20 protein-coding genes and 2 pseudogenes are annotated in these 22,409 nt (G+C 69.5%); 8 read left to right on the top strand and 14 right to left on the bottom strand.

Going from position 1 to position 22,409, the window contains the following annotated elements:
- Positions 1–124 precede the first annotated feature (124 nt).
- The 3 genes from mmpA to GA0115254_RS17680 form a co-directional block, all read right to left on the bottom strand.
- Entirely contained in the window at positions 125–268 is a 144-nt protein-coding gene (gene mmpA, locus GA0115254_RS44515) for a morphogenic membrane protein MmpA (protein ID WP_176740165.1), read from the bottom strand.
- Positions 269–317: 49 nt separating this feature from the next.
- A complete protein-coding gene (locus GA0115254_RS17685; protein WP_256102634.1) occupies positions 318–995 on the bottom strand; it encodes an endonuclease V in 678 nt (225 codons plus the stop codon).
- A gap of 225 nt (positions 996–1,220) precedes the next feature.
- Positions 1,221–2,318, bottom strand: a complete 1,098-nt coding sequence (locus GA0115254_RS17680; protein ID WP_176740164.1) for a WD40/YVTN/BNR-like repeat-containing protein — start codon at positions 2,316–2,318, stop codon at positions 1,221–1,223.
- A 184-nt stretch (positions 2,319–2,502) separates the two neighbouring features.
- Between GA0115254_RS17680 and GA0115254_RS17675 the strand changes: the two genes are divergently transcribed.
- The 3 genes from GA0115254_RS17675 (at position 2,503) to GA0115254_RS17665 (ending at position 6,543) form a co-directional block, all read left to right on the top strand.
- Positions 2,503–2,919: a spore wall synthesis regulator SsgD gene (locus tag GA0115254_RS17675; protein WP_093896256.1), complete on the top strand. Its 417-nt coding sequence runs from the start codon at positions 2,503–2,505 to the stop codon at positions 2,917–2,919.
- A gap of 119 nt (positions 2,920–3,038) precedes the next feature.
- Positions 3,039–5,330 carry an ATP-binding cassette domain-containing protein gene (locus GA0115254_RS17670; RefSeq protein ID WP_093896255.1) on the top strand — a complete coding sequence of 764 codons (2,292 nt, stop codon included), beginning with the start codon at positions 3,039–3,041 and terminating at the stop codon, positions 5,328–5,330.
- Positions 5,331–5,568: 238 nt separating this feature from the next.
- The gene (locus GA0115254_RS17665) at positions 5,569–6,543 is read left to right on the top strand and encodes an acyl-ACP desaturase (RefSeq protein WP_093896254.1); all 975 of its coding nucleotides are present in this window, start codon (positions 5,569–5,571) and stop codon (positions 6,541–6,543) included.
- Between the two features lie 120 nt (positions 6,544–6,663).
- On the opposite strand, the gene GA0115254_RS17660 is transcribed toward GA0115254_RS17665, so the two are convergent.
- From GA0115254_RS17660 to GA0115254_RS17650, 3 genes are all read right to left on the bottom strand, one after another.
- A complete protein-coding gene (locus GA0115254_RS17660; RefSeq protein WP_093896253.1) occupies positions 6,664–7,164 on the bottom strand; it encodes a tetratricopeptide repeat protein in 501 nt (166 codons plus the stop codon).
- A 116-nt stretch (positions 7,165–7,280) separates the two neighbouring features.
- Positions 7,281–7,535: a WhiB family transcriptional regulator gene (locus tag GA0115254_RS17655; RefSeq protein ID WP_093896307.1), complete on the bottom strand. Its 255-nt coding sequence runs from the start codon at positions 7,533–7,535 to the stop codon at positions 7,281–7,283.
- A gap of 73 nt (positions 7,536–7,608) precedes the next feature.
- Positions 7,609–8,409: a VOC family protein gene (locus GA0115254_RS17650; RefSeq protein ID WP_093896252.1), complete on the bottom strand. Its 801-nt coding sequence runs from the start codon at positions 8,407–8,409 to the stop codon at positions 7,609–7,611.
- A gap of 277 nt (positions 8,410–8,686) precedes the next feature.
- Between GA0115254_RS17650 and GA0115254_RS17645 the strand changes: the two genes are divergently transcribed.
- Positions 8,687–9,145 (top strand): hypothetical protein, encoded by a 459-nt coding sequence (locus GA0115254_RS17645; protein ID WP_093896251.1) that lies wholly within the window; start codon positions 8,687–8,689, stop codon positions 9,143–9,145.
- A gap of 63 nt (positions 9,146–9,208) precedes the next feature.
- Here GA0115254_RS17645 and GA0115254_RS17640 read toward each other — a convergent pair whose 3' ends face one another.
- The 7 genes from GA0115254_RS17640 to GA0115254_RS47640 form a co-directional block, all read right to left on the bottom strand.
- Positions 9,209–10,282: an LLM class flavin-dependent oxidoreductase gene (locus GA0115254_RS17640; RefSeq protein ID WP_093896306.1), complete on the bottom strand. Its 1,074-nt coding sequence runs from the start codon at positions 10,280–10,282 to the stop codon at positions 9,209–9,211.
- A gap of 4 nt (positions 10,283–10,286) precedes the next feature.
- Positions 10,287–11,174, bottom strand: a complete 888-nt coding sequence (locus GA0115254_RS17635; RefSeq protein ID WP_093896250.1) for an ABC transporter substrate-binding protein — start codon at positions 11,172–11,174, stop codon at positions 10,287–10,289.
- Positions 11,175–11,930 (bottom strand): ABC transporter ATP-binding protein, encoded by a 756-nt coding sequence (locus GA0115254_RS17630; RefSeq protein ID WP_093896249.1) that lies wholly within the window; start codon positions 11,928–11,930, stop codon positions 11,175–11,177.
- Positions 11,927–12,757: an ABC transporter permease gene (locus GA0115254_RS17625; RefSeq protein ID WP_093896248.1), complete on the bottom strand. Its 831-nt coding sequence runs from the start codon at positions 12,755–12,757 to the stop codon at positions 11,927–11,929. The genes GA0115254_RS17630 and GA0115254_RS17625 overlap by 4 nt, the downstream gene beginning before the upstream one ends.
- Positions 12,754–13,776 carry an ABC transporter substrate-binding protein gene (locus GA0115254_RS17620; RefSeq protein ID WP_093896305.1) on the bottom strand — a complete coding sequence of 341 codons (1,023 nt, stop codon included), beginning with the start codon at positions 13,774–13,776 and terminating at the stop codon, positions 12,754–12,756. Before GA0115254_RS17620 ends, GA0115254_RS17625 begins: the two co-directional genes overlap by 4 nt.
- A 21-nt stretch (positions 13,777–13,797) precedes the next feature.
- Positions 13,798–14,820, bottom strand: a complete 1,023-nt coding sequence (locus GA0115254_RS17615; RefSeq protein ID WP_093896247.1) for an ABC transporter substrate-binding protein — start codon at positions 14,818–14,820, stop codon at positions 13,798–13,800.
- A 151-nt stretch (positions 14,821–14,971) separates the two neighbouring features.
- Entirely contained in the window at positions 14,972–15,082 is a 111-nt protein-coding gene (locus tag GA0115254_RS47640; RefSeq protein WP_327271637.1) for a putative leader peptide, read from the bottom strand.
- A gap of 199 nt (positions 15,083–15,281) precedes the next feature.
- On the opposite strand from GA0115254_RS47640, the gene GA0115254_RS17610 reads away from it, so the two are divergent.
- The 3 genes and pseudogenes from GA0115254_RS17610 to GA0115254_RS47635 form a co-directional block, all read left to right on the top strand.
- Entirely contained in the window at positions 15,282–16,064 is a 783-nt protein-coding gene (locus GA0115254_RS17610) for an IclR family transcriptional regulator (protein ID WP_093896246.1), read from the top strand.
- A 97-nt stretch (positions 16,065–16,161) separates the two neighbouring features.
- Positions 16,162–18,375: a DEAD/DEAH box helicase gene (locus GA0115254_RS17605; RefSeq protein WP_093896245.1), complete on the top strand. Its 2,214-nt coding sequence runs from the start codon at positions 16,162–16,164 to the stop codon at positions 18,373–18,375.
- Positions 18,376–18,440: 65 nt separating this feature from the next.
- Positions 18,441–18,596, top strand: a pseudogene (locus tag GA0115254_RS47635) (pentapeptide repeat-containing protein); the annotation flags it as partial.
- 62 nt (positions 18,597–18,658) lie between these two features.
- Here the strand turns inward: GA0115254_RS47635 and GA0115254_RS17600 are convergent.
- Positions 18,659–19,609 (bottom strand): annotated as a pseudogene (locus GA0115254_RS17600) (multicopper oxidase domain-containing protein); the annotation flags it as partial.
- A 297-nt stretch (positions 19,610–19,906) separates the two neighbouring features.
- On the opposite strand from GA0115254_RS17600, the gene GA0115254_RS17595 reads away from it, so the two are divergent.
- Complete coding sequence (locus GA0115254_RS17595; protein ID WP_370740887.1) at positions 19,907–22,399, top strand: ThuA domain-containing protein; 2,493 nt, start codon at positions 19,907–19,909, stop codon at positions 22,397–22,399.
- Positions 22,400–22,409 lie beyond the last annotated feature (10 nt).

Genomic DNA, 22,409 nt, shown 5'->3' with positions numbered 1-22,409 from the left:
TTGCCGATGACGACGATCGACTCGCGCACGACGAAGTCCGAGGCCGTCGAGGCGGTGCAGTACCTGCTTCACGACGCGGGGGTTCCGACCGGCACCACCGGCGGCGGGGCGGCGACCCTCTCGGTCAGAGTGCCCAGGACACCAGCGTGCAGACCATCGAGACGGCCCAGACCGCTCCCGCGAGCATGCCGAGAGTCATCCCCACCGCGACCCGGCGCTGAGCGAGATAGACGGTTCCTGGTCGTGAAGACGTTCGATGTTCGGTCATACGTACCAGTCTGCCCGTCATGACCGGCGGGCGTTATCCGTACACATACTCAGGCGGTCGCTTCCCGCAGGGCCTGACGGCAGAGCGCGTCGGCCCTGCGGGTGGTCTCCGGCTGACGGAAGTCGCGGGCCAGCAGCAGGGTATGGCCGCAGGCGTTGTCCAGACCGGTCCGGTGTCCGACGGAGACGAAGACCGGCTTGATGCCGTCCTGGGTGCGCAACGCCCGGCCCACCTCCTCCTCGCCGTCGAGCAGCGGCGACCAGTCGCCCCGGCGGGGGCCCGGTTGCTCGTACGAGAAGGTGAACGGGTTCTTGGCGACACCGATCACCGGCAGCCCGGTGAGTACCCCGAGGTGACTGGCGAGTCCGAAGCGGCGCGGGTGAGCCAGGCCGTAGCCGTCACAGACCACGAGTCCGGGGTCGGTCGGCAGCGACTCCAGTGCCGCCAGCACGGTCGGGATCTCCCGGAAGGCGAGCAGCCCGGGGATGTACGGAAAGGTGACCCGGCCGACGGCAGTGGCCTCGGCGACCACGTCGAGCGTCGCCTCGTCGAGGACGACCGCTGCCGCCACGACGACATCGTGCTCGTCGTCATAGGCGACGTCGACCCCCGTGACCCGGCCGGTGCCGGGCGGCGGGCCGGGTTCGTCGAGCACCACCCGGGGGCGCAGGGCGTCCTGGAGTGCTCGGGCTTCGGTCTCGTCGGCGGGCATCGGAAGCGTTGTCATAGTGCTGTCGAGTTTAGGCAACGGGCACGGCGGGCGGCGCGGCAGCGGGCCGGGGCCCCCAGGAGGGTGCTGAAGATCTCGGCCGGGCTCGCCACACCCGGCAGGCGCATCTGCGGCGTTGCCGGAACGCCCTGACAGCTCCTTCCCCGAGCTCTCAGCTTCGTTCGAGCAGGGGAGACCTCATTCGAGGACGCTCCGGCGCCTTGCAGCTGCACGCACCGAACGCTACCCCCCGCGCGCCACTCGTCCCCTCTCGCCCGCGGCCCAGCAGCCGCCGTCCGGTGTGCAGTCGACCGTGTCGTACGACCCGGTGTCGACCGTGCGCCAGGTTCGGCCGCCGTCCACGGTGAGGTCCGTGCCGGTCGGGCCGACCGCCAGCGCACCCGACCTGCTGTGCGGGAGCCAGGCGACCCCCGAGCGGTAGGCGGCCGGCGGGGTGGCGGACTGCTGCCAGCTGCGGCCGGCATCGCCCGTCACCGCCGCGGCGTTCGGCGACGGCAGGCCGGCCCGGTAGTCGCCGCCGACCGCGATGCCGTGGTGGCGGTCGCGGAAGGCCAGACCGAAGACGCCGCGTGCCGGGTCGCCGGCCGGGATCGTGGATTCGGTCGCGGTCCAGGTCAGCCCTCGGTCGGCGGAGTGCAGCACCCGTGCGGTGGCGGCGCCCCCGGTCGCCAGCCAGACGTCCTCGGTACCCGATGCGACCAGGCACTGACCGCTGGCGGCGAACCCCGACTCACCGGCCAGGGCATCCGGCATGCCCGCACTGGGCAGCACCCGCCAGCTCCGACCGCCGTCAGCGGTCGACAGGATGCGGTACTTCCCGTCGACGGGATCGCTCACCGCGAGTCCGTGCCGACTGTCGAAGAAGGTGAGGCAGTCGTAGAAGGCGCGGGCATCGGTGTTACGGAACGACTCCGTCCAGGTCGCTCCCCCGTCGTCCGTACGGAACACCCTGGAGGCCTCGCCCTCCCCGATGGCCAGTGCCACCGCGCGCCGGGCGTCGAATGCCTCGATGTCACGGAACTCCAGCGCCTCCTGAGCCGCACCGGGCGGTGACACATCGCGCCAGTGGCGGCCGCCGTCCGAGGTGCGCAGCACCGTGCCCTTCGAACCCGCGACCCAGGCGGTGCGACGGCTGACGGCGGCGAGGCCGCGGAAGCGGGCGTCGGTCCCCGTCCCGGTGAGCGTCCAGACCGGCCGTTCGCCGGGCCGGTGCCGCTCCCCCGGCGCAGCCGCGGCTGCCGGTGTGGCCAGTGTCGCGGTCAGCGCCGCCGCACAGAGCCCCCATGACATCAGTCGTCTCGTCTTCCCCTTGGCCCTCATGGCGCTGGAAGCTAGCCCACGAACCGTGCTCCGTCCAGGGCACACCGGCGGCAAGTGGGCACTCGATCGGTGCGGCGGCGTGCGGTGATACAGCTCACGCCACCTTCCGATGCACGGATGAGGGAGTTCCGTCGTCTACATCAGTGCCGGGAACCGTTCATCTGGCCGAGAAAGGGAGCAGGTCTTGTCCACCGTTATCGAGCAGTCCGTGCAGGCCCGCATGGTCGCATCCGCACCGCGGATGGAGACCCTTCCCGCCACCCTGCAGTACGACCGGAGGGACCCGTTCGCCGTACGCATGGCGTTCCCCGCGACGGCGACCCTGGAGGGCACCGATGTCTCCTGGGAGTTCTCCCGCGAGTTGCTCGCGGCGGGAGTGGACGCGGCCGCCGGTGTCGGGGACGTGCGCATCAGGCCGTTCGGATATGACCGCACGGTCCTGGAGTTCCATGCCACCGAGGGAATCGCGATGGTGCACGTCCGCACTGCGGAGCTGCGCCGTTTCCTCGAGCGGGCGCAGGAACTGGTGCCGGTCGGCGACGAGCACCGGTTCCTGGATCTCGACCGGAGCCTGACCGATCTGCTCGGCGGGGCCTGCTGACACCGCGCCGACAGCTCTGAGCGCTCTGCCGACGGGGGCCGGCCCGGCCTCGCAGAAGATCCCGATCGCCCGCAAAATCCAGACAGAAGCTGTCCGGTATCGCGGTTAGCTTCGGCGACATGGATCGGAACACGGACCGGAGCATCGTCATCACCGGGGCACGCGCGAACAATCTGCGCGATGTCTCCCTCACCGTCCCCAAGGGGAGGATCACCGTCTTCACCGGAGTCTCCGGGTCGGGCAAGTCGTCGATCGTCTTCGACACCATCGCCGTGGAATCGCAGCGGCAGCTGAATGAGACCTTCACCTGGTTCATCCGGAACAGGCTGCCGAAATACGAACGGCCCCATGCCGACGTCATCGACGACCTCTCTGTGGCAATCGTCGTCGACCAGAAGCCGCTGGGCGGCAATGCCCGCTCCACCGTCGGCACGATGACCGACATCTGGTCCGTGATCCGGGTGTTGTTCTCGCGCCACGGGACGCCGAGTGCGGGCCCGGCGACCTCCTACTCCTTCAACGACCCCGGCGGGATGTGCCCGGAGTGCGACGGTGTGGGGCGCACGGTCCGCCTCGACATCGACCGGGCGATCGACGTCACGAAGTCGCTCAACGAGGGTGCCCTGCTGCTGCCGGGGCTCTCTGTGGGCAGCTGGGAGTGGCAGCTGTATGCCGGTTCGGGACGCTTCGACAACGACAAGCCGCTCGCGGAGTTCACCGAAGGAGAACTTCAACTCCTCCTGTACGGAGGTGGGTTCACCGTCCGGCTGGAGCTGAAGTCGGCCTCCGCGGACATGCGGTTCGAGGGGATCGCCGATCGGTTCACCCGGCTCTTCCTGAAGCGGGACACCGAGTCGCTCTCCGAGCGGCGGCGCGAGGCCGCCCGGCGCTTCACGACCGAAGCCGTGTGCGCGTCCTGCGGCGGCGCCCGGCTGAACGCGGCCGCGCTGGCCACCCGTATCGACGGGCTCTCCGTGGCCGACTACGGGCGGATGGAGGTGGCCGATCTGGTGGGCGTCCTGGCCGGGATCGACGATCCGGTGGCCGGTCCGATCGCCTCGGCCGCCCGCGAACGGCTGGAACGTCTGGTGGGCATCGGGCTCGGCTATCTCAGCCTGGACCGGGAGACCACCACGCTGTCGGGCGGCGAGGGGCAGCGACTCAAGATGGTCCGGCATCTGGGCAGTTCACTGACCGGGCTGACGTTCATCTTCGACGAGCCGAGCGTGGGCCTGCATCCGCGTGATGTCAGCAGGCTGAACGATCTCCTGGTACGGCTGCGCGACCGGGGCAACACCGTCATCGTCGTCGAGCACGACCCGGATGTGATGGCCGTCGCGGACCACATCGTCGACATGGGCCCGAGAGCGGGCACCGACGGCGGACATGTCGTGTTCGAAGGCCCGGTGGACCGGTTGCGCGAGGCGGACACCCTCACCGGCCGCTGCCTGCGCCACCGGACACCGCTCAAGGAAACCTTCCGCTCCCCCACCGGACGGCTGCCGGTGACGGGCGCCGCGCTGCACAACCTCAAGGGCGTGGACGTGGCGTTCCCCGAAGGTGTGCTGACGGTCGTGACCGGGGTGGCCGGATCCGGCAAGTCGACGCTGGTCTCCCGGGTGTTCACGGCGGCGTACCCGGACGCGGTGGTCATCGACCAGGGGGCGATCACCGCGTCGTCCCGCTCCACGCCGGCCTCGTACCTCGGAGCACTGGACTCCATCCGCAAGGTCTTCGCCAGGGAGAACGGAGTCGATCCCGGCCTGTTCAGTTTCAACTCCTCCGGGGCGTGCGGGCATTGCTCCGGCCGCGGCATCATTTTCACCGATCTCGCATTCATGGACCCGGTGACCACCACCTGCCAGGTGTGCGAGGGGCGGCGCTTCCACGACGACGTGCTGAAGCACCGGGTGGGCGGCGCGTCGATCGTCGACGTACTGGAGATGACGGCCGCCCGGGCGGCCGAGCTCTTCGACGACCGGACACTGCTGCGGAAGCTGCGCACGCTCGACGACGTCGGCCTGACCTATCTGACACTGGGGCAACCGCTCAGCACGCTCTCCGGTGGTGAGCGTCAGCGCATCAAGCTCGCCACCCGGCTGCACCGGACAGGCAGCGTGTACGTTCTGGACGAGCCGACCACCGGACTGCACATGGCGGACACCGGCACGCTCGTCGATCTGCTGGACCGGCTGGTCGACGCGGGCAACAGTGTGATCTGCGTGGAGCACAACCTCGAGGTGCTCAAGCGCGCGGACTGGGTGGTCGACCTCGGCCCCGAGGGTGGCAGAAACGGCGGCGAGCTGGTCTTCGAGGGGACCCCGGCGGCGCTGCTCGGCCATCGCACATCGTTCACGGCCGAGTATCTGCGCCGGGATCTGGGGCTGGAGCGTCCTGGCGCCGGGACGTGAGAGCACTTCTCCGAGCCCACAGAGCCCGACACGTCCCGCTATTGATGGATATGAGGGAGTTCAGCGCACCCGACAGTCGAGCGCACTGTCAGGCACCACACCCCTCGCGACCTGCGTACATAACGTTACGTAATTGGGCATCGCGGGGGCGGGCTTGGCGATGGCCTTACTGCCGCTTTAACCTACGGTCTCGTAACCTACGTGTCCGTAGGTAATTCTCCCGTCCCCAGGAGTCCCCGTGACGATCACCGCTCCCCACCTCGGCAGCCCGAAGGCGTGGACCGACGCCCAACTGCTGTACGCCCTGGAAGAGGTGGTGGAGAAGGAGCTCAACCGCCATCTCAAGGTCGCCAAGGACTGGATGCCCCACGAGTACGTGCCCTTCTCCGACGGGCGGAACTTCCCCGGCGTCTTCGAGGACGGTGAGGCCTGGCAGGCCGATCAGTCCAAGGTCACCGACATCGGCAAGGTCGCGCTGGTCGTGAATCTCCTGACCGAGGACAACCTCCCCAGCTACCACCACGAGATCGCGTCCCTCTTCGGCCGCGACGGCGCGTGGGGCACCTGGGTGCACCGCTGGACCGCGGAGGAGGGGCGGCACGGCATCGTGATGCGTGATTACCTGCTCACCTCGCGCGCCGTCGACCCGGACAAGCTGGAGCAGTTCCGGATGGCGCACATGGCGGAGGGCTTCGAGTCCGACAACCGTCACTCGATGCTGCACTCCGTGGCGTACGTCGCCTTCCAGGAGCTGGCCACCCGTGTCTCGCACCGCAACACCGGCCACCAGTCGGGCGACCCGGTCTGCGACCGCATGCTGGCCCGGATCGCCACCGACGAGAACCTGCACATGGTCTTCTACCGCAACCTCCTCGGTGCGGCCTTCGAGCTCGCTCCGGACCTGACGATGCAGGCCGTGCGCGATGTCGTCGTCAACTTCCGGATGCCCGGTCACGGCATGCCGGGCTTCGAGCGGGCCGCCGCGCAGATGGCGATCGGCGAGATCTACAACATGCGCATCCACCACGACGACGTGATCCAGCCCGTGCTGCGCTACCTGAAGGTCCTCGACATCGACGGCCTGGGTCCCGACGGCCTGAAGGCGCAGGAGGAGCTGGGCCTGTACATGGGCGGCCTGGACAGCGAGGCGGCCAAGTTCGACGAGAAGCTGGCGGCCCGCAAGGCGCGACTGGCAGCGCGCGCCCTGGCCTGACGGCCCGCCCGGCATCGGCCGCCGGCCGGGCCACCGTTGCGCAGTCCTGTCCGGCGGCCGACGGCCTGTCCGACCCTGATCCGCCGGACGGGCCGTGGGGCACAGCGCCTCGCGCCGGGCTCACATCGTCTCGTGCAAGTCCTGAGCGTAGTGCTCGATCGCCCGTCGGTACTGCCGCACGTGCGGGTCCTCGCTGGTGGCGGCGAGCAGTTTCAGCAGCAGCTGCATGGATTCACGGTGCTCACCGGTGTTGAAGAGCGCCATGGCGAGGAACGTCCGCAGTGCCCCGTCGTCGGGGAACCGCTCGACACCGCTGCGCAGCACCTCGACGGCTCTCTCGTACTGTCCGAGCACCCGATGGGTGCTTCCGAGGCCGAGCAGCGCACCCCGGCGGTCCTCCTCCGACAGCCCCGTCCCGTCCAGGCAGCGTTCATAGAACGGCACGGCCTCGGCTTCCAGACCGAGCACATCGTGGACCCAGGCGGTCTGGTAGGCCACTTCGGCATCGGCGGGGAAGGCGGCGGAGAGGGACAGCAGCTGCTGTCGGGCTTCCTCGGGCCGTCCGTCGGTGCGCAGCCGCACCGCCGCTGCGAGCAGAGTGTCCCTGTCGTGATCATTCATGCGGACATCGTCCCAGGCGTCCGGCAGTGCCCGTCCGGCCGGGGAGCCCCGTCTCCTGGAGGTGCGGTGCGGCCGGTGCCCCGAGCGGCCCGGATCATTGCGCGGGCAGGGTGACTTCAGGCCCGTTCGCGACCGGTTCTGCGCAACCGGTCCCGCTCCTTCTCGGAGAGTCCGCCCCATACGCCGAAGCGCTCGTCGTTGGCGAGGGCGTACTCCAGGCAGGCCTCGCGCCCTTCGCAGGCGTTGCAGAGCTGCTTGGCCTCACGGGTGGAGCTGCCGGGAGCAGGAAAGAAGAACTCGGGCCCCGCCTGCGCGCACAGCGCCGTCTCCTGCCAGGCGAGCGCGGGGTCGACCGCGGTGTTGATCAGCATGGAAGTCACAGTGCCCGGTCGCGATAAACGACTGATCAACGCCTCATCAATGCGGCGCGCCGACAACTTCCGGTCAGCCTTCCGGCGTCTGCGCGCTCTTGATCAGAGCGAATTCCGCCCCGTCCGGATCGGCGGCGTTGGCGAACTTGCCCACGCCTTCCATCTCCATCGGTTCCAGCGTCAGTTTGCCGCCCAGCCGCTCGACGTCCGCGACGGCGGCGTCGCAGTCGTCGACCTCGAAGTAGGGCAGCCAGTGCGGCCCGGCGACCGCTTGTGCGGCAACAGCGTTGAGCGGCACCAGACCGCCGAAGCTCGCGTCCTCGCCACCGCCCCTGGTCCGGATCACGGTATAGGACCCACCGCCTCCCGGGAACGGCGTCTGCGCGGTCTCCCAACCGAATACGGAGTCGTAGAACGCGGCGGCCGCCGGGACGTCCGGGGTGTACAACTCGGCCCAGCACAGGGAGCCCGGTGCTCCCACCACGCCGAGGCCCGGATTCTCCTTCGGCTCCCAGATGCCGAAGAACGCTCCCGCCCGGTCCTTGAAACCGGCCATCCTGCCGAAGTCCAGGACGTCCATCGGGGCGAACGGCACACTGCCGCCGGCCTGCTCGACCGCCTTCGCCGTGGCATCGGCGTCCGGCGACTGGAAGTACACCGACCAGGACGGCTTCGCCTGCTCCTCGGTGACCGTCATCGCGCCCCCGGCCGTCTTCCCGTCCAGCGTGAACATCCCGTAGCCGCCGGTCCCCGGGCCTCCGGCCCGATACTCCCAGCCGAAGAGACCGGTGTAGAACGCGATGGCCCCGTCGAGGTCGGGCGTGCCCAGATCGATCCAGTTGGGCGCTCCGGTGACAAAACGGGTGGTGAGCATGGCGAGCTCCTTCGATGAGGCCCGTTCTTGCGGTGGCAGGGATCCTTCCTGACGTTCCGAGTCTTGCACCGGGCACTGACAACCGCAGCCTGCGGCCTGCGCGCGGGCCGCGCTGCCGTACGCCGTACAAGGGCGGCACACGGATGGCCGGTATCCGCCGCCGCATTGCGTACGGGCACCGGCCCCATGGATGATCTCCGTCATGACCATCAGAAAGGCTCATGCCGCGTAGGCGCCCCTTCCTCCGGCCCTCGGCCAACGCGCCACCGGTCCGGGGGTGTACGGGAACGATCCGCTCAGCCACCCCGGTCTGCGGCGCTGGAGCAGCGCGGGCGAACCGCTCTGGTCGTTCAGCCCCGGGCCCGGACTGATGGACATGTCGGACTGCGTCACGCTCAATGTGGACGGCACGACGGCTTGGGCCTGTCCGTACATGCACTACCCACTGATCGAGGTCCGCCCCGACGGCACCGTGAGAGTCCGTACGACGCGGATGAGCGGCGTGCGCGGCATCGCGCTCGATGGCGAGCGCGTGGCGTTCCTGCACGGGGTGAGCACACTGACGTACGGCCGCCTCACCGAGGCGACCGTCGAGCCGGAGCAGGGGCCCGCGCAGCTGGTCCGGCCCGACGGCAGCGCGTTGGCGAACAATGGCACGGTGTGTCGCGGCACGCGTATCCACGTCCGGGAGCGGAAGGGGACGGACTGGTGGGTGCTCGACATCGCCAGGAGCTGACGAACCCGGGCCGATGCCGTACGGTGCCCCCCGGCCACCGTACGGAGCATCGGCCGCCGCGCGTCAGCCCTTCACCCCCAGAGCCGGAAGCACCGTCTCCGCCACCCGGTATGCCTCCTCCAGCAGCGGGTTGCCGGAGAGGATGAAGGTGTCGACGCCCAGGTCCTCGAACTCCTTGAGGCGTTCGATCACCTGGGCCGTCGAGCCGACGACCGCGGTGCCGGGGCCGGGGCGGAAGAGGCTCATACCCGGCCACATGTTGGGGTGCGCCTCCAGCTCCCGTGCGCGCGCGGGAACCCTGCCGCCGTGCTGACGGAACTGGCGCTGCCAGCCCACCCCGTCCTCTCCTGCGCGGTCGCCGAGTCGACGGGCGTACGTCGCGTCGCTCGTGACGTCCAGCAGCCGGTCGGCCGCCGCCCAGGCTTCGTCCTGCGTGTCGCGGACGATGAGGTGCAGGCGCAGTCCGATCCTGAGCGTGCGCCCGTACGCGGCGGCGCGCGCCCTGACCTTCTCCAGTTTCTCCTTGAGCAGGTGCGGCGGTTCGCCCCAGGTCAGGTAGGTGTCGACGTGCTCGGCCGCCATCTCGATACCGGGGTCGGAGGAGCCGCCGAACCAGAGCGGGATGTGCGATTCCTGAACCGGCTTCAGCTCCCTGAAGGACGCGCCCGCGTTCCTCAGGTCGTAGAAGCGGCCCTGGTGGTCGAAGACCTCACCGGCCGTCAGCCGCTTCACGATCGACCAGTACTCGGCGCTCAGTTCGTACCGTTCGTCGTGCTCCACGTGGAGTCCGTACTCCTGGAGCGACGTGGTCGAGCCGTTGACGACGTTGAAGCGGAGCCGGCCGCCGAAGAGGGTGTCGAAACTGAGCGCCATCTTGGCGAGCAGGGTGGGTGAGATCAGGCCGGGGTGGACGGCCAGCAAGGGCTTGAACCGGGTGCTGGTGGAGGCGGCCAGCGCACTGCCGAGCGGCCAGACGTCGTACAGGTCGGTGGCGAGCAACGCACCGCTGTAGCCCAGGCGTTCGACCGAACCGGCGAGCTGGGCGAGGTAGCCGAGGTCCACCGGCCGCCGCCCTTCGGGCTCCCAGGGGTAGGCGCCTTCGCGCGGGATGATGTACCAGAGGACTTCCGTCGCCATGTCGTCACGCCGCCTCGTCCGCGGCGGCACCGGCCCGGGCACGGGCGACGGTGACCGGCCGGCCGATGAAGCCGGTGCGGTGGAAGATGTCGGCCGCTTCCTGCTGCTCGGCGAGGAAAGTGTCCGTGACGGGCTCGATCTGCCAGGGCAGGGTGCGCAGCGCGGTCTCCCAGTCGTCGGCGGATCCGCCGAGGTCGGCGGCGGCGATCTCGGCCGCCTGGCGAGGGTGGGCGGCCGCCCAGTCGTCGGCGCGCTGCAGAGCACGGGTGAGCGCCTCGATGATCTCGGGGCGGCTCTCGGCCAGGTCGCGGCGGGCGAAGAAGACGGAACGGTCGGTGATGACGTCGCCGGTACGGACGAGGGTGCGCAGCCCGCCGGTGCGGCGGGCCGCGGCCAGCTGGGCGCCCTGTGCGACCCAGGCGGCGATGGCACCGGTGCGCAGCAGCTCCTCGCTGTCGTCGTTGCTGCGTACGGCGGTGATGTCATCGGCGTAGGAGAGCCCGGCGTCGTCGAGCGCCTTGGCGATCAGATGGGTCTGCCAGGAGCCGATCGCGAGGTGGACGGTGGTGCCCTTGAGGTCCGCGACCGTACGGACGGGGCTGTCCTCGGGGACGAGGAGTGCGCCGTGTTCGGGGCGCGGTGCGGAGACGGCGGTGTAGACGATGTCGTGCCCGGCGGCCTGGGCGGTGACCGGCGGGGTGGAGCCGGTGCCGCCGAAGTCGATGACGCCCTGGCTGAGGAGCTCGCCGGTGCGGACGCCGTTGGTGTACGGGTGGAAGACGACGCTCTCGCCGAGCGGGGCCAGTTCTTCCTGGGCGAGGCCGAGCCGGGAGAGGTGGTACAGGTGGTAGAGAGACGGGTTGCTGCTGTGCACACCAATGGTGACGGTCATTCAGATCACTCCGGCTTCGGTACGTTCGTGGGCTGTTGCGGGTTGCGGGGTCGTCTCGACCCCGAGGTCGTCGAGGAGTCGTCGGCGCAGGGCTGCGAACGCGGGGTCGCCGGGGTCGCGCGGCCGGTCGACGGTGACGGGATCGTCGGTGATGAGCCGGCCGTCGCGCAGGACGGCGACCCGGTCGGCGAGCCGTACCGCTTCGTCGACGTCATGGGTGACGAGGAGGACGGCGGGCCGGTGCTTGCGGCACAGCTCTCCCACCAGGTCCTGCATCCTCAGCCGGGTCAGGGCGTCGAGTGCGGCGAACGGTTCGTCCAGCAGCAGCAGTTCGGGTTCGCGTACCAGGGCGCGGGCGAGCGCGACCCGCTGGGCCTCGCCGCCGGAGAGGGTGGCGGGCCAGGCGTCGGCGTGCCGTTCCAGGCCGACTTCGGCCAGGGCACGCAGCCCGTGCTCGGAGCGGTTGCGCGGCAGGGCCACCGTCACATTGGCGAGGACTTTCTTCGACGGTACGAGGCGGGGCTCCTGGAAGACGACGGTACGGGCCTGAGGGACGAGGACCTCTCCCCCGTCGGCGCCGTCGAGTGCGGCCAGGATGCGCAGCAGGGTCGTCTTGCCGCTCCCGCTCGCGCCGAGCAGGGCGACGAACTCGCCCCGTGCGATCTCGAGTCGAAGTCCGTCGAGCACGGCACGGTCACCGAAGAGGCGGCGCAGTCCCCGTACCCGTACTGCGGCCTGAGAAGTCCCATCGGTCATCGGGTGGCTCCCTGTGGGGTACGCCAGGGCATCAGTACGCGTTCCAGCAGCCGTACGACGATGTCGGCGGTGAGTCCGAGCAGTCCGTAGACGAGGATGCAGACGGCGAGGATGTCGGTGCGGGCATAGCTCTGTGCCTGGGACATCAGATAGCCGATGCCGGCGGTCGCGTTGATCTCCTCGGCGGCGATCAGTGCGATGACGCTGAGGGTCATGGACAGCCGCAGCCCGGCGAGCAGGGACGGCAGGGCTCCGGGAAGGACGACTTCCCGTACGAGAGCGAGCCGGCCCATGCCGAAGCTGCGCATGGCCTCGATGAGCTTCGGGTCGGTGTTGCGCACCCCGCTCGATGTCGACACATACATCGGGAAGGTGGTGGCGACGGCGATGAGCAGGATCTTCGCGGTCTCGTTGATCCCGAACCAGACCATGAACAGGGGTACCAGGGAGAGGAACGGGATGGTGCGCAGGGTCTGGAGGGAGGAGTCGAGGAGTTCGTCGCCGAGGCGCGTGAATCCGGTCGTGATGCCGAGGGCAAGCCCGGCGGCGAGCCCGATGAGGAGGCCGAGTCCGGAGCGGGTGAGGGAGGTGGTGAGCGCGTCGGGCAGCTGTCCGTTGCTCCACAACTCATCTACCGCACGCAGCACTTCGGCGGGCGAGGCGAGTACGTCCGGGGTGAGGAGCCCGGTGGCGGACGCCGCCCACCAGAGAGCGAGGAGGGCGAGCGGGCCGAGTGCCCGGACGGTCACGGAGCAGGTCCGGCTGCGGGCCCCCAGCCGCCGGGGGCGTGGCCGGACGAGGCCCGGATGCAGGGTGGCGTCACTCATTTCAGCTTCTCGATGTCGATGAGGTGGGCGGCGACGTCGACCTCGGTCGGGGTGACCTTCTGCTCGGCGTAGAAGGCGGCGACGGCCTCGAAGCGCTTGATGTCCTCGGGGCCGATGGGGCCGACCGTGCCGCCCTTGCGGGTGAATTCGGTCTGGACCTCCTTGGCCTTGCCGGTGACGGCGGTCGGTCCGACGTCCGTGAAAACATTCAGGTACGCGGCCGGGTTCTGCTTCTCCTTGGCGCCGGCTTCGCGGAGGTACCGGTAGAGCGCCTTCACGACCTTCGGGTGCTGCTCGGCGAAGCCCGTGCGTACGGCGTTGAGGCTGTAGTTGTCGGAGCCGATCGCGGCGCCGTCGGCGACGAAGTGCGCCTTGCCGCTGCCGATTTCGGCAACGGCGTAGGTCGCCCAGACGGCCCAGGCGTCGACCTTGTCCGCGTTGAAGACGGCGGCTGTCTGGTCGGGCCGCAGATAGACCCGCTTGACCTTGTCGGCGGGGATACCGGCCTTGGCCAGGGCCTTCAGCAGCAGGTATTCGCCGGTGCCGCCCTGGTTGACGGCGACCTTCCTGCCGACCAGATCGGCGACCGATTCGATGCCGGAGCCGTTCTTGACGAGTATTCCTTCGCCCGCAGCGTCCGGGTCGACCGCGGTGAAGAACTTGAAGCCGGGGCGCTGGGCGAGCGAGGTGATGCCGGAGGTGATGGAGCCGGTGGCGATGTCGAGCTGGTCGGCGTTCATCGCCTGGGCGGCCGGGGCGAACGGCCCGGCGCTGCCGGTCCACCGCACCCTGGCGCCGGCCTTCGCGAGCGCCTTGTCGAGGCTGCCGTCCTTCTTGCCGAGGGCGAGCACACCGGAGTTGCCGGGGTCGGGGATGCGGATGACCACCGTGCCCTCGGCACCGGAACCTCCGCTGCCGCTGTCGGCCTCGGAGGTGCCGCACGCGGTGAGGGCGAGGAGTGCGGTCACCGTGAGGAGTGCGGGGGCAAGGGTCGTACGCGATGGACGGGGAAGGATCATGGTGTCGGGGGTCCTCATGGCTCAGGGGGCGGAAAGCGGGGAGGCGGCGGAACGGGAGGCGGCGAGCGCGATGGCGCGGCGCAGCGGCTCGGGGTCGGCCCAGGCCGTGACATCGACGGGTTCGGGCAGGAAGCCGTGGGCGCGCAGCCCGGCCTCCTGCTCGGCGAGGAGGGCGAGGCGTTCCGGGGAGAGGCCGGGATGAAGGTTGAGGTGGGTGCCCGGCCGGTAGGCTCCGGCGACTCCGTCGGCGCCCGCCCCGGTTTCGGCGCCGAGGATGCGGGCGACCTCGCCGGGCTGTCCGGTGGCCCAGTCGGCGGCCCTGAGCAGGACGGCGAGGAAGCGGTCGACGAGGTCGGGGTGGTCGTCGAGGAGTCGCTGGTGGACGGTGATGGGGCGCGGGGTGCCGTTGTTGATCCGGAACCGGCGGTCGGCCAGTTCGTCGAGTTCGACGGCCACCTCGGCGCCTGCCCGCCGTGCGGCCTCGACGGCCAGCGCGCCCTTCACATACACGGCATCGACGTCACCGCGCTGCAGCGCCGCCAGTTCGGCGGCCCACTGGCCTTCGTACTCCGAGGCGGGTACATCGACGACGGTGGCGTCGTCCAGTGCGAGTCCGGCGCAGGCGAGCGCACCCTCGAAGCCGCGCAGCGCCATGGCCCGCCAGAAGTCGATGGCGATGTCGTGCACCGGAACGGCGAGCCGCAGCCCGCGCAGGGCGTCTACGCCCTGGATGCCGGAGCCGGGCCTGACCAGTACGGTCTGCCGTTCCTCGATCCAGGTGAGACCGATCAGCCGCGTCCGCTCACCACGGGAACGGGCCCACAGGGCGGGGACGTTGCCTCCTTCCCGGAAGAGTCCCGGCAGGGCGTGGGTGAAGTGGGCGGCACGGTCGGCATCGGGCGCGGCGTCCTGGAGGGAACGCACCGTGATGCCGTCGGGCGCGAACTCTTCGGCGAGCCACTGCCGGTCGGCGGCGATGCCGGTCGCGGTGGGTACGGGACAGCGGGTGAACCAGAGCGTCCGGGGCAGGACGGCATGCGTCATGGAGTCTTCCCGAGGGGTCGGCGAAGCAGATGGAGTCGTGGCGCGTGGCACGTACGTCAGGGGTGCGGGCACCGCGTACGGCGAAAGAGCTCCGGGCCGCGTCGGAAACGCGGCGGGAGCAAGAAATGGAAAGTGGGGGAAGGGAAGAGGATCAGCGACAGGCGGCGCTGGAGACCCGCGCCAGGTCGATGTGACGGCGCAGCGTCAGGGCGAGCAGGACCGGAGCTGCGTGGGCGGGGGTCGCGGTTCGGCGGCCGGCCATGGCACTGCTCCCTTCTGCTCGTCGGTGGTGACGTGCAGCAGCCTGCCACGGACTCGCTTCGGCTCACAACTCGCTTCCCGTGATGTGGGATTGAGTGTGAATAGAATGTTTCACAGTCCCGGAATTCGCTTTCTCAACTCCCGTAATGTGGCAACCACGTGCCGCGCCTTCCCCTTTAACGAGCGGAGAGTGACCTGATATGACCGAGGCCGCGACAGTGCGTGCTCCCGGCGGAGCGCAGGCGGTACAGCGCGCCCTGGACGTCCTGCACTGCTTCCACGACAACGGCCCCGACCTCAGCGCCTCCGACCTCGCCCGCCGCCTCGGACTCTCGGTCTCCACCGCGCACCGGCTGGCCCGCACCCTGCTCGGCGCCGGCTTCCTCGAGCAGGACGTCCGTACGTCCCGCTACCGGCTCGGCCCCGCCGTGACCGAGCTGGGCCGGCTCTCGTACCACCAGCGCGGTCTGCATCTGGCCGCCCCGGAGCTGACCGATCTCGCCGAGCGCACCGGCGCCACCACCGACCTGGCACTGCGCAGCGGCCCCCACGCCGTGATCGTCGCCGGTGGTTCGGTCACTCCGAGGACGGGGCTGCGCAGGCCACTGCACTCCACCGCGCTCGGCAAGGTGCTGCTGGCATGGGCCCGGCCGGGCGAGGGCGGGCCCTCCTCGCTCCCTCCGCTCCCCGCGTTCACCGACCGCACGATCATCGAACCGGCGGCGTTGGAAGCCGAGTTGGCGAAGGTACGGACCGACGCCTATGCGCTCAACGACGGCGAGTCGGCGTACGGGGTGCGCACCCTGGCGGTCCCGGTGCTGGACGGCGCCGGGTACGCGCGCTTCGCTCTCGCGGTCCGGGCCACGCCGTCGGTGATCACGAAAGCACGCACCGAGTGGTTCCTGTCGCAGGCCCGCTCCTGTGCGCGGGCCCTGGAGGTCCTGCTGCTGTCCCCGGCGGAACGCCGACCGCCCACGCCCTGAACCGAAGGCACTGTCGGTGCCTCGTGGCACGATATGAATCGCTCGGGGCAGGTGCCGGGCAGGACGGCAGCCGGGCTGCGCGGACAGAGGAACGTACATGACAGAGGCCGGACCGACGGAGGCCGGGGCGCTCACGGGAAGGGACGCCCGGGAACTGCTGGCACAGGCCGAGCGGCTGCTGGACACGGCGCGCGCGGTGCTGACCGATCACGCCCGCGCCGTCGATGCGGTGCACACGGCGCTGGCTCCGCTGCTCGACTCCCTCATCCGTCGCGAACTGTCGGCCATCCCGGTGTCCAGACTCAAGGACGTCACCGAGGGCAGACTGCGGCTCGGCGCGGTCGAGCAGGCCGGCTTCACGACCGTCGGCCAGGTCCACGAGGCAAACCGTTACGAGCTCCGCCAGATCCCCGGGGTCGGCGCTCAGACCGCCGACCAGGCGTTGGCCGCAGCCGGGCAGATCGCCCACGCGGTACGGGACACCGTCGCGGTCCGGATAGATGTGGACACCCCGGACGATTCCACGACCGCGCTGGTCACCGCACTGCACCGGCTGGTCGAGGCCGGTCCGGACGTCCGCCGGGCCGTCGATGCGGCGGGCCGGCTCATCGGGCGTCTTGAGCCCCTGCTCGCCGCGGCTGGACCTGCGCGGGGGCGGCTGCGCATGCTGTTCACCCGGCGGCAGGCCCGCGCTCAGGCGCTGGAGGCCGTCGCCTCGGTACGGGCCGCCGTCGCCGAAGCGGCTGCGCGCAGGCTTCCCCTGCTGTTCGGGCAGGTGTCGGTCGATCTGCTGAGGGACGCGGAGTCGGACGTCGCGGCGTGGGTCGACTACGAGCTACGGTCCGCCGAGTACTACAGCCTGCTCGCCGAGATGTCGGGCACCAGCCCCGACCGGGATGCGGCCGAAGGGTTCCTCCCGTCCGGGATCGCGCACCGGGTGCGCGATCTGCGGTTGGAGGACGCCCATCTGCGCGTCTCCCTGCGCGGCTACCAGTCGTTCGGCGCCCGGTTCGCGCTCACGCAGAAGCGGGTGATCCTCGGCGACGAGATGGGGCTCGGCAAGACCGTCCAGGCCATTGCCGCGCTCGCGCACCTCTCGGCACGGGGCGAGACGCACTTCCTGGTGGTCTGCCCGGCGAGCGTGCTCATCAACTGGGCGCGCGAGGTCCGCTCCCGCTCCACTCTGCGCGCGCTGCCGGTGCACGGCCCCGAGCGACACGGCGCCTTCGCCGAGTGGCGCGAGACCGGCGGGGTCGCTCTCACCACGTTCGATGCCCTGCACACCCTGCCGGCCCCCCGGGACTGCGGCATGAGGCCCGGCATGCTGGTGGTCGACGAGGCGCACTACGTCAAGAACCCCGAGACCCGCCGCTCCCGGGCGGTGTCCGGCTGGACGCAACGCACCGAACGGGTGCTGTTCCTGACCGGTACACCGATGGAGAACCGGGTCGAGGAGTTCCGCAGCCTGGTCCGCCATCTTCAGCCCGAACTGGCGCCCTCGATCCACACCACCCATGGAGCCGCCGGTTCGCACGCGTTCCGCAGGGCCGTCGCCCCGGCTTATCTGCGGCGCAATCAGGAGGATGTGCTGACCGAACTCCCTGCGCTGGTGCAGGTCGACGAGTGGGAGGAGTTCAGCAAGGACGATCTCGATGCCTACCGCGAGGCGGTGGGCGCCGGGCAGTTCATGCGGATGCGCCGGGCGGCGTACGCCCGGCCCACCACATCCGCGAAACTGAACCGGCTGCGCGAGCTGGTTGCGGAGGCCGCGGACAACGGCCTCAAGGTCGTCGTGTTCTCGTACTTCCGAGAAGTGCTCCTCACGGTCGAACAGGTCCTGGGGACAGGTGTGTTCGGGCCACTCTCGGGGAGTCTCCCGGCTGCCCGGCGCCAGGAGATGATCGACCGGTTCGGTGCCGTCGAGGGCCATGCCGTCCTGCTGAGCCAGATCCAGGCGGGCGGTGTCGGACTGAACATGCAGGCTGCCTCCGTCGTCATCATCTGCGAACCGCAGATCAAGCCGACGATGGAGCACCAGGCGGTGGCCCGCGCCCATCGGATGGGGCAGATACGGACCGTCCAGGTGCACCGGCTCCTCGCGGCCGACAGCGTCGACGAGCGGATGCTGAACATCCTGGCCCGCAAGGAGCGGCTGTTCGACCTCTACGCACGGCGCAGCGACGTCGCCGAGACGACGCCGGACGCCGTGGATGTGTCGGAGGGGGCTCTGGCCCGACGCATCGTCGAGGAGGAACAGCTGCGCCTCGCCACCGGAACGGCCGAAGCAGCCGGAGCGGTGTCGGAGAGCTGACTGCTCAGGACCCGTGCGCCGCCGGGTCATGGGCGGCCGGCTCCTTCCCCGTCTTGCCGGGCGCGGTGTCACCCGAAGCGGTCTTGTCCGGCGCGGTCTTGTCCGGCGCGGTCTTGTCCGGCGCGGTCTTGTCCGGCGCGGTCTTGTCCGGCGCGGTCTTGTCCGGCGCGGTCTTGTCCGGCGCGGTCTTGTCCGGCGCGGTCTTGTCCGGCGCGGTCTTGTCCGGCGCGGTCTTGTCCGGCGCGGTCTTGTCCGGCGCGGCCGTGTCGTGGGTCGTCGTGGCGTGCGGGTCGTACCCCGGCACCGTGCCGTCCGCCTTGGCGACCAGCAGCAGTCCGGCCATGCCCATGTCGGAGTGGCTCTGCACATGGCAGTGGTACATCCAGGCACCGGCGCCGACGTGTTCGCCCGCGATGACCTGGAAGCCGAAGGAGTCCGCCGGGCCGACGATCTTTGTGTCGACGACGCGGCTCGGGTCGTCGGGGCCGGTGAGCAGACCGGTCCGGTTGTCCGCCCAGCGATGACCGTGGACGTGGAACGTGTGGTAGTAGTCACCATGCGTGATCATGACCACTTCGAGCCGGTCCCCCACCGTGGCCTCGAAGTCGGGTGCTGCGTGGGCGGCCTTGTTGTTGATCGTCATGTCGTTGAAGACGATCGTGATCGTCTTGTCCGGCAGGATGTCGCCCTTGCGCCGGACGATCACCGGACCGTACAGGCCTTTTCGGATACCGCCGGTGCCGTGATCCGTACCGACGACATGGTCGTGGTAGTGCCAGTAACCCGCACTGCCCGGCTGCCAGGTGCCGTCCTTGCGCCGGCTCGGCGCATGAGTGCGCCAGGTGTACGTGCGGGTGCCGCCCGGTTCGACGATGCTCTTGTTCATCCGGGTGCCGTCGCTCGCGATGTCGTAGTCGACGCCGTGCGCATGAAGGCTGGCCGGCACATCCATGGCGTTCTCGAACTCGATGTGCAGGGTGTCGCCCTCGTTGATCTCGATGAGCGGTCCCGGGATCGACGCCTTGCCCTTCTCCAGGCCGTATCCCATCTGACCGTCCGCCAGCTTCTCCGCGTACAGCTTGAGATGGCGGACGACGCCTCCGGCCGGGGCGGTCTTGGGCGGGGGTTCCGCCGAGCTGGCCTCGATCGTACCGACCGACAACGATGTCACGCCGGTGGCGGCCGCCACCCCACCACCGACCAGAATCCGCCGGTTGAAGCTCCTTCTGTCCATGTCGAACTCCCCACTGCACTAAGGAATTTACGGAGTTTTTGCGAACTTGCCCAGAACGCGGAGACTGCGTAGACCGCGGAGATTACGGAGGTTACGGGGATTGCGGCGGCTTCAGAGGTAGCAGAGGTTGGCGGGGCACAGGTGCCGCCCGGACGGCCCACACCGTAGCCGGGGGATCTTCGTTTATCCACACCCAGGACAAAGTTCGTGCCATTGCTGCCATAGCTATTGGCGAGCCGCGAAAAGAGGTCTAGCTTCATCCGCTGTTGCAGTGACCAAAGAGGGGTGGGTGACCACATGCAGCGCACACCACATCACAGGTCCAGATCGCGACGCGGACTTGCGGTGGCCCTGACGGCCGGCGCACTGACCGCTTCCCTGCTCGGCGGCAACGCCGCCAGCGCCAGACCTTTTCCGGAACCGCCGCGAAGCCTCGTGACAACGTTATCCCTGCCGTCGCCGCCGGGCGGCGCCAACGTCAAGGTGCTGGTGTTCCATGCCTCCGCCACCGAGGAGTCCCCGACCGTCGACGCCGGGATCGCGGCGATCGAGAAGATCGGGCTCACCGGGCCGGAGGCCGGTCGGTTCAGGACCGTCGCCACCGACGACCCGGCCGTCTTCACCAACGGCAAGCAGCTCGGCAAGTACAACGCCGTCGTCTTCCTGACCGGTGGCGGCGATGTGCTCGACCCGGAGCAGGAGGCCGGTCTCGAGGCGTACATGGAGGCGGGCGGCGGATTCCTCGGCATCCACGACGCGGCGCGCACCGAGCCGTACTCGGACTGGTTCACCGGTCTGATCGGAGCCCGTCCGGCAGCCGGCAGTCCAACCGGCGTACAGCGTGCGACGGTTGAGATCGGAGACCGCCGGCATCCGGCGACCAAGAATCTGCCGCTGGAATGGAAGCGCCCGGACAAGTGGCTCAACTGGACGAAGAATCCGTCCGGTGATGTACACACCGTGGCGCGCGTCCGGGAGATCACGTACAAGCCGGGCGCGAGCGCCAACGGCTGGGACCACCCGGTCTCCTGGTGCCGGGACTACGACGGCGGCAGGTCCTTCTACACGGCGATGGGCGGTACGGTCGACAGCTTCGCGGAGACCGACTTCCGCGACCATCTGCGGGGCGCGCTCGACTGGACGACGCGGATCTCGCAGGCCGACTGCAAGGCGACGATCAATTCCAACTACAAGGCGGAGCGCGTCACGCAGCCCAATCAGCCGGGCCGGAACGACCAGATCGGCGAGCCGCACGGCCTGGTTGTCGCCCCCGACGGACGGGTGCTGTACATCGGGCGCGGTGGCGCCGACAGCAGCAAGCCGGTCGTCACCGACTGGAACAACCCGGACATCGGCAAGGGTCTGGGGCAGATCCATGTCTACGACCCGAAGACCAAGAAGGTCACCCTCGCCGGTGAGCTGACGATCTTCGGCAACAAGGGCGGCGGCGACGAACTGGTCAAGGTCGAGGAGGGGCTGCTCGGGATCGAGCTGGACCCGGACTTCGAGAAGAACGGCTGGGTGTATCTGCACTACACACCCCACTCGAAGATCGACCGCGACAAGCAGATGGCGGTACGTCAGGTCTCCCGCTTCACCCTCGATCCGGCCACCGACAAGCTGGATCTGTCCTCCGAGAAGGTGCTGTTGCACTGGCCCGTCCAGATCCACAGCTGCTGCCATGCGGGCGGCGGGATGGCCTGGGACTCCAAGGGCAATCTGTACATCGCGACCGGTGACAACAACTCCTCCGGTTTCAGCGAGGGTTACTCCGGAAACAACCCGCAGCCGAACTACAAGGGCGTCTCCTTCGCCGATGCCCGGCGCACCGCGGGCAACACGAACAACCTCAACGGGAAGATCCTGCGGATCCACCCCGAGGACGACGGCACGTACACACTGCCCGAGGGCAATCTCTTCACCGGCAAGGAGCCCGATGAAGGCGGCGGCAAGACCCGCGGCGAGATCTATGTGATGGGGGTGCGCAACCCGGCCCGGATCTCCGTCGACAAGAGCACCGACACGCTGTACGCGGGCTGGGTCGGCCCCGACGCGGGCTCGCCGAGCACCACCTGGGGTCCGGCCAAGTACGACACGTTCGCCGCGATCACCAAGGCGGGCAACCACGGCTGGCCGTACTGCATGGGCAACAAGCAGCCCTACCGGGACCGCAATCTGCCCGACCCGAGCAAGCCGCTCGGCTGGTACGACTGCGACCACCCCAAGAACGAGTCTCCGAACAACGACGGCCTGGTGAACCTGCCGCCGATCACGTCCAACACCATCTGGTACTCGCCGCAGGGCGGTGGCGTGGACTACCCGCGCAACGCGAACGGCATCCCGAGCTACAAGGCGGAGGAGCAGAAGCAGCTGCTGCCGTGGCTCAAGGGCGGGGGTCAGGCCACGATGAACGGCCCGGTCTACCGGTACGACGCGGCGAGCACCAGCGCCGACAAGTGGCCCTCCTACTGGGACGGCAAGTGGTTCGTCGGTGACTTCTACGACGACACCCAGCCGCGGCACGCCGTACTCACCGACCCGAAGACGGTCGGCAAGGGCGGTCTGCCCACGCACGCCGAGTCCTTGAAGAAGATCATCCCGGTCGGTGCGGACGGCATCCGCAACCTGATGGACTGGAAGTTCGCCCCGGACGGTTCGCTGTACGTCCTCGACTACGGGCGCGGCTTCTTCACCTCCGACTCCAAGTCCGCGCTGTGGCGTGTGACGTACAAGGGCGGCGGCCCGACCCCGGCCGCCGAGGATCTGGCCAGGAAGGCGGCAGTGCAGTGAGACACCGTTC

This window comes from Streptomyces sp. Ncost-T10-10d (genome assembly GCF_900091955.1).
Classification (GTDB): domain Bacteria; phylum Actinomycetota; class Actinomycetes; order Streptomycetales; family Streptomycetaceae; genus Streptomyces.
The sequence above is the reverse complement of the archived record's forward strand: the minus strand, read 5'-3'. Positions and strand labels throughout refer to the sequence as shown.

What these genes read in the sequence shown, in the direction of transcription:
- mmpA (WP_176740165.1), bottom strand. Translation starts at nt 268, where the DNA reads ATGACCGAACATCGAACGTCTTCACGACCAGGAACCGTCTATCTCGCT.
- GA0115254_RS17685 (WP_256102634.1), bottom strand. Translation starts at nt 995, where the DNA reads ATGACAACGCTTCCGATGCCCGCCGACGAGACCGAAGCCCGAGCACTC.
- GA0115254_RS17680 (WP_176740164.1), bottom strand. Translation starts at nt 2,318, where the DNA reads ATGAGGGCCAAGGGGAAGACGAGACGACTGATGTCATGGGGGCTCTGT.
- GA0115254_RS17670 (WP_093896255.1), top strand. Translation starts at nt 3,039, where the DNA reads ATGGATCGGAACACGGACCGGAGCATCGTCATCACCGGGGCACGCGCG.
- GA0115254_RS17660 (WP_093896253.1), bottom strand. Translation starts at nt 7,164, where the DNA reads ATGAATGATCACGACAGGGACACTCTGCTCGCAGCGGCGGTGCGGCTG.
- GA0115254_RS17655 (WP_093896307.1), bottom strand. Translation starts at nt 7,535, where the DNA reads ATGCTGATCAACACCGCGGTCGACCCCGCGCTCGCCTGGCAGGAGACG.
- GA0115254_RS17650 (WP_093896252.1), bottom strand. Translation starts at nt 8,409, where the DNA reads ATGCTCACCACCCGTTTTGTCACCGGAGCGCCCAACTGGATCGATCTG.
- GA0115254_RS17640 (WP_093896306.1), bottom strand. Translation starts at nt 10,282, where the DNA reads ATGGCGACGGAAGTCCTCTGGTACATCATCCCGCGCGAAGGCGCCTAC.
- GA0115254_RS17635 (WP_093896250.1), bottom strand. Translation starts at nt 11,174, where the DNA reads ATGACCGTCACCATTGGTGTGCACAGCAGCAACCCGTCTCTCTACCAC.
- GA0115254_RS17630 (WP_093896249.1), bottom strand. Translation starts at nt 11,930, where the DNA reads ATGACCGATGGGACTTCTCAGGCCGCAGTACGGGTACGGGGACTGCGC.
- GA0115254_RS17625 (WP_093896248.1), bottom strand. Translation starts at nt 12,757, where the DNA reads ATGAGTGACGCCACCCTGCATCCGGGCCTCGTCCGGCCACGCCCCCGG.
- GA0115254_RS17620 (WP_093896305.1), bottom strand. Translation starts at nt 13,776, where the DNA reads ATGATCCTTCCCCGTCCATCGCGTACGACCCTTGCCCCCGCACTCCTC.
- GA0115254_RS17615 (WP_093896247.1), bottom strand. Translation starts at nt 14,820, where the DNA reads ATGACGCATGCCGTCCTGCCCCGGACGCTCTGGTTCACCCGCTGTCCC.
- GA0115254_RS47640 (WP_327271637.1), bottom strand. Translation starts at nt 15,082, where the DNA reads ATGGCCGGCCGCCGAACCGCGACCCCCGCCCACGCAGCTCCGGTCCTG.
- GA0115254_RS17610 (WP_093896246.1), top strand. Translation starts at nt 15,282, where the DNA reads ATGACCGAGGCCGCGACAGTGCGTGCTCCCGGCGGAGCGCAGGCGGTA.
- GA0115254_RS17605 (WP_093896245.1), top strand. Translation starts at nt 16,162, where the DNA reads ATGACAGAGGCCGGACCGACGGAGGCCGGGGCGCTCACGGGAAGGGAC.
- GA0115254_RS17595 (WP_370740887.1), top strand. Translation starts at nt 19,907, where the DNA reads ATGCAGCGCACACCACATCACAGGTCCAGATCGCGACGCGGACTTGCG.